The 9,551-nt window shown below is 74.6% G+C and carries 9 protein-coding genes; all 9 read right to left on the bottom strand.

Going from position 1 to position 9,551, the window contains the following annotated elements; translation table 11 throughout:
* Nucleotides 1-260 precede the first annotated feature (260 nt).
* Genes tyrS through argC form a run of 9 tightly spaced genes read right to left on the bottom strand, consistent with a single transcriptional unit; the run spans nt 261 to nt 9,471 of the window.
* Nucleotides 261-1,565, bottom strand: coding sequence for a tyrosine--tRNA ligase (gene tyrS / locus UXQ13_RS05480; protein WP_225231761.1), 1,305 nt, complete (start codon nt 1,563-1,565; stop codon nt 261-263).
* Entirely contained in the window at nt 1,562-2,218 is a 657-nt protein-coding gene (locus UXQ13_RS05475; RefSeq protein ID WP_225231762.1) for a DNA-3-methyladenine glycosylase, read from the bottom strand. Before UXQ13_RS05475 ends, tyrS begins: the two co-directional genes overlap by 4 nt.
* Nucleotides 2,219-2,226: 8 nt before the next feature.
* A complete protein-coding gene (gene argH / locus UXQ13_RS05470; RefSeq protein WP_336391896.1) occupies nt 2,227-3,669 on the bottom strand; it encodes an argininosuccinate lyase in 1,443 nt (480 codons plus the stop codon).
* Nucleotides 3,666-4,181: an arginine repressor gene (locus UXQ13_RS05465; protein ID WP_225231764.1), complete on the bottom strand. Its 516-nt coding sequence runs from the start codon at nt 4,179-4,181 to the stop codon at nt 3,666-3,668. Before UXQ13_RS05465 ends, argH begins: the two co-directional genes overlap by 4 nt.
* Nucleotides 4,178-5,113, bottom strand: a complete 936-nt coding sequence (argF, locus tag UXQ13_RS05460) for an ornithine carbamoyltransferase (RefSeq protein ID WP_225231765.1) — start codon at nt 5,111-5,113, stop codon at nt 4,178-4,180. Before argF ends, UXQ13_RS05465 begins: the two co-directional genes overlap by 4 nt.
* Nucleotides 5,110-6,291 carry an acetylornithine transaminase gene (locus tag UXQ13_RS05455; protein WP_225231766.1) on the bottom strand — a complete coding sequence of 394 codons (1,182 nt, stop codon included), beginning with the start codon at nt 6,289-6,291 and terminating at the stop codon, nt 5,110-5,112. Before UXQ13_RS05455 ends, argF begins: the two co-directional genes overlap by 4 nt.
* Complete coding sequence (argB, locus tag UXQ13_RS05450; protein WP_225231767.1) at nt 6,288-7,286, bottom strand: acetylglutamate kinase; 999 nt, start codon at nt 7,284-7,286, stop codon at nt 6,288-6,290. The genes UXQ13_RS05455 and argB overlap by 4 nt, the downstream gene beginning before the upstream one ends.
* Complete coding sequence (argJ, locus tag UXQ13_RS05445; RefSeq protein ID WP_225231768.1) at nt 7,283-8,434, bottom strand: bifunctional glutamate N-acetyltransferase/amino-acid acetyltransferase ArgJ; 1,152 nt, start codon at nt 8,432-8,434, stop codon at nt 7,283-7,285. Before argJ ends, argB begins: the two co-directional genes overlap by 4 nt.
* Entirely contained in the window at nt 8,431-9,471 is a 1,041-nt protein-coding gene (argC, locus tag UXQ13_RS05440) for an N-acetyl-gamma-glutamyl-phosphate reductase (RefSeq protein ID WP_225231769.1), read from the bottom strand. The genes argJ and argC overlap by 4 nt, the downstream gene beginning before the upstream one ends.
* Nucleotides 9,472-9,551 lie beyond the last annotated feature (80 nt).

Genomic DNA, 9,551 nt, shown 5'->3' with positions numbered 1-9,551 from the left:
AAACATATGGCACTGACTTTCGGCACGCTGTTGAGTTCTCAAGGAGCGGACGCGCAGGAACTCCAGCCTCGCGGCCTTTGCTTCCCAGCAGATTGTCCATCTCGGCGCTTCGGGCCCGGCCTCGCGGTCGTCCCCGGCGCAGAGAGAAAGTTACGTGGCTGGGCCCCCCGTGTCAAACGGCTCCTGGGGTGACGCCCGCCACGCTCCCGTCACACCCGTGTCACACGCCGTTCACCGACGGCGTCCGCGCAGGTCAGGGGTCAGCGCGGTAGGCGCACGCCGGCGATGTTCCGCTTGCCGCGCCGCAGCACGAGCCATCCGCCGGCGAGCTGGCCGGCCGGGTCGGGCGCGGCCTCCGCGTCGGTGACCCGCTCGTTGTTCAGGTAGGCGCCGCCCTCCTTCACCGTCCGCCGGGCGTCCGACAGCGACGTGGCCAACCCGGTGCGCTGCAGCAGGGCGGCCACCGTGGGCAGTGCCCCGTCGACCAAGTCGTCGTCGGACAGCTCGACGGCACCGGCCTCGCCGAGCGACGCCGTCAGGGTCGACTCCCCCAGGGCGGTGAGGTCGTCCCGGCCGAACAGGGCCCGGCCGGCGGCCTCGGCCTGGTGCAGCTCCGCCTCCCCGTGCACCAACCGGGTGAGGTCCTCGGCCAGGGCTCGCTGGGCCTCCCGGCCCTGGGGCCGGTCGACCGATGCCTGCACCAGGGCGGCGACCTCGTCGGCGGGCCGCTCGGAGAACAGCGGCAGCCAGGCCCGCGCGTCGACGTCGTCGATGCCCAGCCAGTACTGGAAGAACGCGTAGGGGCTGGTGAGCTCGGGGTCCAGCCAGACGGTCGCCCCTTCCGTCTTGCCGATCTTCGTGCCGTCGGCTCGGGTGATCAGTGGTGTGCCGAGGGCGTGCACCGACACCCCGTGGGTGCGGCGGACCAGGTCGGTGCCGGCGGTGATGTTCCCCCACTGGTCGGACCCCCCGGTCTGCAACGTGCAGCCGTGCCGCTCGTGCAGCTCCTTGAAGTCGTTGGCCTGCAGGATCTGGTAGCTGAACTCGGTGTAGCTGATCCCGGCGTCGCTGTTGAGCCGCGCGGAGACCGCCTCCTTGGCCAGCATCCGGTTCACCCGGAAGTTCTTGCCCAGCTCGCGCAGGAAGTCGATGGCCGACAGCGGCGCCGTCCACTCCAGGTTGTTGACGTAGATCGGCGCGGACAGGCCCTGCTCGGCCGCCGGCAGGTCGAGGAACGGGGCGACCCGCGACCGGATCCGCTCCACCCACTCGGCGACCAGCTCCGGGGAGTTCAGCGTCCGCTCGGCCGAGGGACGTGGGTCCCCGATCAACCCGGTGGCCCCGCCGACCAGCACGATCGGCTGGTGGCCGGCGCGCTGCAGGGCCCGCAGCACCATGAACTGGATCAGGTGGCCGACGTGCAGCGAGCGGGCGGTCGGGTCGAACCCGCAGTAGTAGGTGACCGGACCGGCGGCGAGCGCCGCGCGCAGCTCGCCCTCGTCGGTGCTCTGGGCGATGAGCCCGCGGCGGTGGAGGTCGTCGACGACGTCAGCACTACTGGTCACGGTGGTCCATCCTGCCCGGCGGCCCGGGACCGGCGCCGCACCCCTGCGCGGAACGGGCTCACCGTGGGCGCCCCGGTCTCGGTGAACCGCCACGGCAGGTCGGCGGCCTGGGTGATGCCGACCCGGGGGCCGGCGGTGACCGCGGCGGGTGCATCGCCCCGGTGCAACCGGACCGGGGACGACGCCGTCAGCAGGTACCGGTCCCGGTCGTCGGGCCCGATCGCGAGGGCCGAGGTCAACCGGGCGGGTCCCCGGGCCAGGTCGCGCGGCCGGGCCGAGGCCGGCCGACGGGCCCGCGCCACCGACTCGCCCACCACGACCTCACCGGCCCGCAGCAGCACCGCCGACCCCTGGCCCTCGGGACCGACCACGACGTTGGCACACCAGTGCACGCCGTAGCTGAAGTAGACGTACAGGTGCCCGGGCGGTCCGAACATCACCGCTGACCGCGGCGTCGGACCGCGGTGCGAGTGCGCCGCCGGGTCGTCCCCGGCACCGGAGTACGCCTCCACCTCGGTCAGCCGGACGGCGACCGTGCCCTCGGGCCGGTCGGTCACCACCCAGCAGCCCAGCAGGGACGGCGCGACGACGTCCAGCGGGCCGAGCAGGTCCTCGGGGGTGAGGAGCTCGCCCGGCCGCTGGACGTCGGTCACGGGGTGCCTCAGAGGGCGGGGGCCACCGGTGAGGCGCCGGCCCAGGTCCGGTGCTCCCCCACCAGCGCGGTGAGCGCGGTCAGCTGCTCGGCGACCCGCTCGGGCGCCGTCCCGCCACGGGCCTTGCGCGCGGCCAGCGCGCCGGGCACCGACAGCACGGTGCGGACGTCGGGGGTCAGGTGCTCGGAGACCTCGGCCAGCTGGTCGTCGGTGAGCTCGTCGAGCTCGACGCCCAGGGACTCGCAGCGGGCGACCATCGCGCCGCTGATCTCGTGGGCGGACCGGAACGGCACCCCGGCCGACACCAGCCACTCGGCCACGTCGGTGGCCAGCGCGAAGCCCTGCGGGGCCGCGGCCTCGAGCACCTCCGGGCGCAGGGTGAGTGTGGCGACCATGCCGGTGACGGCCGGCAGCAGGAGGGCGAGCTGCTCGACCCCGTCGAAGACCGGCTCCTTGTCCTCCTGCAGGTCCCGGTCGTAGGCCAGCGGCAGGCCCTTGAGCATGGTCAGCAGCCCGGTCAGGTTGCCGACGAACCGGCCGGCCTTGCCGCGGGCCAGCTCGGCGATGTCGGGGTTCTTCTTCTGCGGCATGATCGAGGACCCGGTGGCCCAGGCGTCGTCCAGGCGGGCCCAGCCGAACTCGGTCGACGTCCAGAGCACGACCTCCTCCCCCAGCCGGGACAGGTGGACGCCGAGCAGCGCCGCGGCGAAGCAGAACTCCGCCGCGAAGTCGCGGTCGCTGACCGCGTCGATCGAGTTGTCGGCGGCCCGGTCGAAGCCCAGCTCGGCGGCGACGGCGTCGGGGTCCAGCCGCAGCGAGGAGCCGGCCAGCGCGCCGGCGCCCAGCGGGCTGACCGCGGTCCGGCGGTCCCAGTCGAGCAGGCGGTCGACGTCGCGGGCGAAGGAGTGCGCGTGGGCCAGCAGCTGGTGGCTGATCAGCACCGGCTGCGCGTGCTGCAGGTGGGTCATGCCGGGGGCCGCGACGGTGCGGTAGCGCTCGGCCAGCCCGACCAGGGCCTCCTCCAGGTCGGCGACGTCGCCGACGAGGGCCCGGACGTGGTGCCGCAGGTACAGCCGCAGGTCGGTGGCGACCTGGTCGTTGCGCGACCGGCCGGCCCGCAGCTTGCCGCCCAGGGTGCCGAGCTTGGCGGTCAGCCCGCGCTCGAGGGCCTCGTGCACGTCCTCGTCGGCCTCGATGGCGGTGAAGGTGCCCATCGCGACCTCGGCGGACAGCTCGGTGAGCGCACCGACCATCTGCTCGAGCTCGTCGGCGTCCAGCAGGCCGGCACGGTGCAGCACCCGGGCGTGCGCCCGCGAGCTGGCCAGGTCGAAGGGGGCCAGCCGCCAGTCGACGTCGGTGGACTTGGACAGCGCGGCCATCGCGGCCGACGGCCCGCCGCCGAAGCGGCCTCCCCACAACCGGGTGTCGGATGCGGCGTCTGCGGTGCTCACGGGTGTCCTTCGTGGTCGGGGATCGGGGTGCCGGCGGCGAGGGCCAGCAGGCGTCGGGCCAGCGCGTCGCCGCCGAGCGGGTCGCGGGAGATCACCAGGAGAGTGTCGTCGCCGGCGATGGTGCCCAGGACGTCGGGCAGACCGGTCTTGTCCATGGCCGAGGCCAGGAACTGGGCAGCGCCGGGCGGGGTGCGCAGCACGGCCAGGTTGGCCGACCCCTCGGCGCTGGTCAGCAGCTCGCCGAGCATGCGGGTCAGCCGCCCGGGGGCGGACTGCGCCGGGCGCAGCGGCGCGTTCTCCGGCGGCAGCACGTAGGAGGCCGGTGCGCCGTCGGAGCCGCGCAGCTTGACCGCGCCCAGCTCCTCCAGGTCCCGGGACAGCGTCGCCTGGGTGACCTCGACGCCGGACTCCCCCAGCAGCCGGGCCAGCTGGGTCTGCGAGGTGATCGGCTGACCGGCGATGAGCTCGGCGATCCGGGCGTGCCGGGCCGAGCGGGTCAGCGCGCCGGTCACCGCTGCGCCAGCAACCAGGTGAGCAGCGCCTTCTGCGCGTGCAGCCGGTTCTCCGCCTCGTCCCAGACGGCGCTCTGCGGCCCGTCGATCACCTCGGCCGCGATCTCCTTGCCCCGGTAGGCCGGCAGGCAGTGCAGGACCACGGCGTCCGACGCGGCCCGGGCCAGCGCCGCCTCGTCCAGGGCGTAGGGCAGGAACGGGGCGATCCGGGTGTCGACCTCGTCCTCCTGGCCCATGGAGACCCAGGTGTCGGTGGCCAGCACGTCGGCGCCGTCCGCGGCCGCCGCCGGGTCGGCGGTCCAGGTGACCGAGCCGCCGGTCCGGGCGGCGACCTCGGCGGCCCGGGCCATGATCGCGGCGTCCGGGCGGTACTCCTCGGGCGAGCCGATCCGGACGTGCATGCCCGCGGTCGCGCCGCCCAGGGCGTAGGAGTGCGCCATGTTGTTGGCGCCGTCGCCCAGGTAGGTCAGCGTCAGCCCGGCCAGGGTCGGCCGCCGCTCGGCGATGGTCTGCAGGTCGGCCAGGATCTGGCACGGGTGGTAGTCGTCGGTGAGTGCGTTGACCACCGGGACGCGGCTGACCGCGGCCATGGCCTCCAGCCGCGACTGGGCGAAGGTGCGCCAGACGATCGCCTCGACCTGCCGGTCGAGCACGCGGGTGGTGTCCTCCACCGGCTCGCCCCGGCCCAGCTGGGAGGACCTGGCGTCGATGACCAGCGGGTAGCCGCCGAGCTCGGCGACCCCCACCGAGAAGGACACCCGGGTGCGGGTGGAGGGCTTGTCGAAGATCACCGCCACCGCCTTCGGCCCGGCCAACGGGGTCGGCGCGTCCGGGGTGTGCCGGGTCTTCTTCAGCTCCGCGGCCAGGGCCAGCACCTCGGCCTGCTCGGCCGGGGTGAGGTCGTCGTCCTTGGTGAAGTGCCGGGGGCTCACGGTGCGGTCTCCAGTGCTGCGTCGAGGACGGGGGGCAGGGCGGCCACGAAGTGGTCCACCTGCTCGTCGGTGACCACCAGCGACGGCGCCAGCCGGACGACGCCGGGGGCGACGGCGTTGGTCAGGTACCCGGCCGCGCGCAGGCCCACCTCGACCTGGGGGGCGACGTCGGCGGTGAGGACGACGCCCAGCAGCGCGCCCCGGCCACGGACCCCGCTGATCCCGGCGTGGCCCAGGCCCTCGATGCCGGTGGTGAACCGGTGCTCGAGGTCCTTGGCCCGCTCGAGCAGGCCCTCGTCGCGGATGGTGTCCAGCACGGCCAGCGCGGCCGCGGCGGCGATCGGGTTGCCGCCGAAGGTGGAGCCGTGGGACCCCGCGCCCAGCAGTTCCGCGGCGTCGCCGAAGGCCAGCGTGGCGCCCAGCGGCAGCCCGCCGCCCAGCGACTTGGCCATGGTGACCACGTCGGGGGTGACGCCGTCGGCGGCGTGGGCGAACCACTGCCCGGTCCGGCCCATCCCGGTCTGCACCTCGTCGACGGCGAACAGCGCGCCGACCGCGTGCGCCTGGGCCTGCGCGGCGGCCAGGTAGCCGGCCGGGGCGGGCAGCACGCCACCCTCGCCCAGCATCGGCTCGAGCAGAACCATGGCCGTTTCGTCGGTGAACTGCAGGGCATCCGGGTCGCCGTAGGGCACGTGCCGGACGCCGCCGGGGAGCGGGGCGAAGGCCTGCGCCTTGGCCGGCTGCCCGGTGAGCGCCAGCGAGCCCATGGTCCGGCCGTGGAACGAGCCCAGCGCGGCGACCACCTCGGGCCGGCCGGTGAGCCGGCTGATCTTGAAGGCTGCCTCGTTGGCCTCGGCGCCGGAGTTGCAGAAGAACACCCGCCCGGGCCGGCCGGCCAGCTCCAGCAGCCGCTCGGCCAGGGTGACCCCGACCTCGTGCATCGCCAGGTTGGACACGTGGCCGAGCCGCGCGGCCTGGTTCGTGATCGCGGCGACGACGGCGGGGTGCGCGTGGCCCAGGATCGTGGTGGCGATGCCACCGAGCAGGTCGACGTACTCGCGGCCGTCGACGTCCCAGACCGACGCCCCGCGCCCGTGCGCCAGGGCGACCGGCGGGGTCTTGTAGTTGTGCATCATCACCGCCGACCAGCGGCGGGCCAGCTCCTCGGTGTGCGTCATGCTGCCTCCCCCTCGGTCGGTGAGGGCACGACCATCGTGCCGGTGCCCTCGGTGGTGAACATCTCCAGCAGCAGGGCGTGCGGCAGCCGGCCGTCGACGACGGTCGCGCGCTGCACACCGCCCTGCACGGCTCGCAGGCACGCGGCCATCTTCGGGATCATCCCGGCGTCCAGCGTCGGCAGGATCGTCTCCAGCTCGGCGGCGTCGATCTGCTCGACCAGCGAGGACTTGTCCGGCCAGTCGGAGTACAGGCCCTCGACGTCGGTGAGCACGACGAGCTTGACCGCACCCAGGGCGACGGCCAGTGCGGCCGCGGCGGTGTCGGCGTTGACGTTGTGCAGCTGGCCGTCGACGTCGGGGGCGACGGTGGCGACGACCGGGATGTGCCCGGTCTCCAGCAGGGCGGTCACCGGCGTCGGGTCCACGGCCACGACATCGCCGACCAGGCCGACGTCGACCTGCTCGCCGCCGACGGTGGCGGTGGTGCGCTCGGCGGTGAACAGCCGGCCGTCCTCGCCGGACAGGCCGACCGCCAGCGGTCCGTGGGAGTTGATCAGCCCGACGACCTCGGGGCCGACCTGGCCCACCAGCACCATCCGGACGACACCGATGGTCTCCGGGGTGGTGACCCGCAGCCCGCCGCGGAACTCGCTCTCCACGCCCAGCCGGGACAGCATCGCGCTGACCTGGGGACCGCCGCCGTGCACGACGACCGGCAAGATGCCGCAGGTCCGCAGGAAGACCATGTCCTCGGCGAAGGCGGCCCGGCACTCCTCGTCGACCATGGCGTGCCCGCCGTACTTCACGACCACGACGTTGCCGTGGAACTCCTTGAGCCACGGCAGCGCGCCGGTGAGCACGGCGACCTTGGCCGCGTCGCCCGCCGGGTCCGGGGTGCGCATGACCCGGCTGGTGCCGTAGCGCCGCTTGGGTGGCGCCTCGTCGGGCCGGACGTCGGGCGGGCTGGGGTCCTGGGCTGCAGGCGGGGTGCTCATGTGGAGTAGGCCGAGTTCTCGTGCACGTAGGCGAGGGACAGGTCGTTGGTCCAGATCGTGGCCTGCTCGGGGCCGGCGGCCAGATCGACGTCGATGGCGATGGCCCGGCCGGTGAGGTCCACGCCGTCCCGGTCGTCGCCGATGGCTCCGCCACGGCAGACGGTGACCCCGTTGATGGTCACGTCGACCCGGTCGGCCTCGAAGGCCGCGTCGGTGGTGCCGATCGCGGCGAGCACCCGGCCCCAGTTGGGGTCGTTGCCGAACAGCGCGGTCTTGAGCAGGTTGTTCCGGGCGCAGGCCCGCCCGGCGGTCAGCGCGTCGGCGACGGTGGCCGCGCCGCGCACGGTGATCGCGATGTCCTTGGTGGAGCCCTCGGCGTCGGCCAGCAGCTGCATCGCCAGGTCCAGGCAGGCGGCGTCCAGCGCCGCGCCGAGCTCCTCGGCGGTCGGGCTCACCCCGCTGGCTCCGTTGGCCAGCACCAGCACGGTGTCGTTGGTGGACAGGCAGCCGTCGCTGTCGACGCGCTCGAAGGAGTGCGCGGTGGCGTGCCGCAGCGCGGGCTCGAGCACCTCGGCGGGGACCACGGCGTCGGTGGTGAGGACGACGAGCATCGTGGCCAGGCTGGGCGCCAGCATGCCGGCGCCCTTGGCCATGCCGCCGACCGTCCAGCCGGTGCCGGCCTGCACCGTCGTCTTGGGCACCGAGTCGGTGGTCATGATCGCCCGGGCGGCGTCCGGGCCGCCCTCGGCGGACAGCCGGCCGGCCGCGTCGGTGACCCCGGCGGTGAGCAGGTCCATCGGCAGCCGGACGCCGATCAGCCCGGTGGAGGCCACCGCGACCTCGCCGGCGCCCAGGCCGAGGGTCGAGGCGACGTGCTCGGCGGTGGCATGGGTGTCCTGGAAGCCGCCCGGCCCGGTGCACGCGTTGGCGCCGCCGGAGTTCAGCACGACCGCCCGGACCCGATCGCCGGCGAGGACCTGCCGGGACCACAGCACGGGGGCGGCCGGGAACCGGTTGGTCGTGAACACGGCCGCGGCCGCGTCGTCGGGCCCGTCGTTGACGACGAGGGCCACGTCGGGGTCGCCGGAGGACTTCAGCCCGGCGGCGACGCCGGCGGCCCGGAAGCCCTGCGGGGCGGTGGTGCTCACGGTGCGACCCCCACGAGGGGCAGGCCGAGGGTCTCGGGCAGGCCGAGGGCGATGTTGGCGCACTGGATCGCGCCGCCCGCCGTCCCCTTGGTCAGGTTGTCGACCGCGGCGACGACGACCAGCCGGCCGGCGTCGGGGTCGACGGTGACCTGCAGGGCGACCGTGTTGGCCCCCAGGACGGCGGCCGTGGTCGGCCACTGGCCCTCGGGCAGCACGTGCACGAAGGGCTCGTCGGCGTAGGCCTCGACGTACGCGGCCCGGGCGGCCGCGGCGTCGACGCCGGGGCGGACCTTGGCCGAGCAGGTGGCCAGGATGCCGCGGGCCATCGGGACCAGGGTGGGGGTGAAGCTCACGCCCACAGGTGTACCGGCGACCTCCGACAGGTTCTGGATCATCTCCGGGGTGTGCCGGTGGACCCCGCCGACGCCGTAGGCGCTGGCCGCGCCCATGACCTCGGAGCCGATCAGGTTGGGCTTGGCGGCCCGGCCGGCACCCGAGGTGCCCGACGCGGCGACCACGACGACCTCGGGCTCGACCAGCCCGGCGGCCAGGGCGGGCGCCATGGCCAGCGAGACGCTGGTCGGGTAGCAACCGGGCACCGCGATCCGCCGTGCCCCGGCCAGCTTGTCCCGCTGACCGGGCAGCTCGGGCAGGCCGTAGGGCCAGGTGCCGGCGTGCTCGCTGCCGTACCACCGCTGCCAGGCGGCGGGGTCGGCGAGCCGGTGGTCCGCGCCGCAGTCGAGCACCAGCACGTCGTCGGGGAGACCGGCGGCGATGGCCCCGGACGCACCGTGCGGCAGGGCCAGCACGACGACGTCGTAGCCGGCGAGGTCGGCCGGGTCGGAGGGCTGCACGACCATGTCGGCGTAGGGCAGCAGGTGGGGCTGGGACTCCCCCAGGCGTCGGCCGGCGCTCGATGCCGCGTGCACCCCGGCCAGCTGCAGCTGCGGGTGCCCGGCCAGCAGCCGGCACACCTCACCGCCCGCGTACCCGGTGGCGCCGGTGACCCCGACCGTCCACGTCCGCTCTGCGCTCACGATGCATGAGTATGCACTACGCCGGATGACCGTGCAGTCGAGGGGTGCGGGCCGGCGCACCCCTGCTCGTCCAGGATGGA

This window comes from Klenkia terrae, from assembly GCF_037083865.1.
Lineage (GTDB): Bacteria > Actinomycetota > Actinomycetes > Mycobacteriales > Geodermatophilaceae > Klenkia > Klenkia terrae.
The sequence above is the reverse complement of the archived record's forward strand: the minus strand, read 5'-3'. Positions and strand labels throughout refer to the sequence as shown.

Excerpts from the sequence above, each read along its gene's own strand:
- argB (WP_225231767.1), bottom strand. The coding sequence starts at position 7,286 with ATGAGCACCCCGCCTGCAGCCCAGGACCCCAGCCCGCCCGACGTCCGG.
- UXQ13_RS05455 (WP_225231766.1), bottom strand. The coding sequence starts at position 6,291 with ATGACGCACACCGAGGAGCTGGCCCGCCGCTGGTCGGCGGTGATGATG.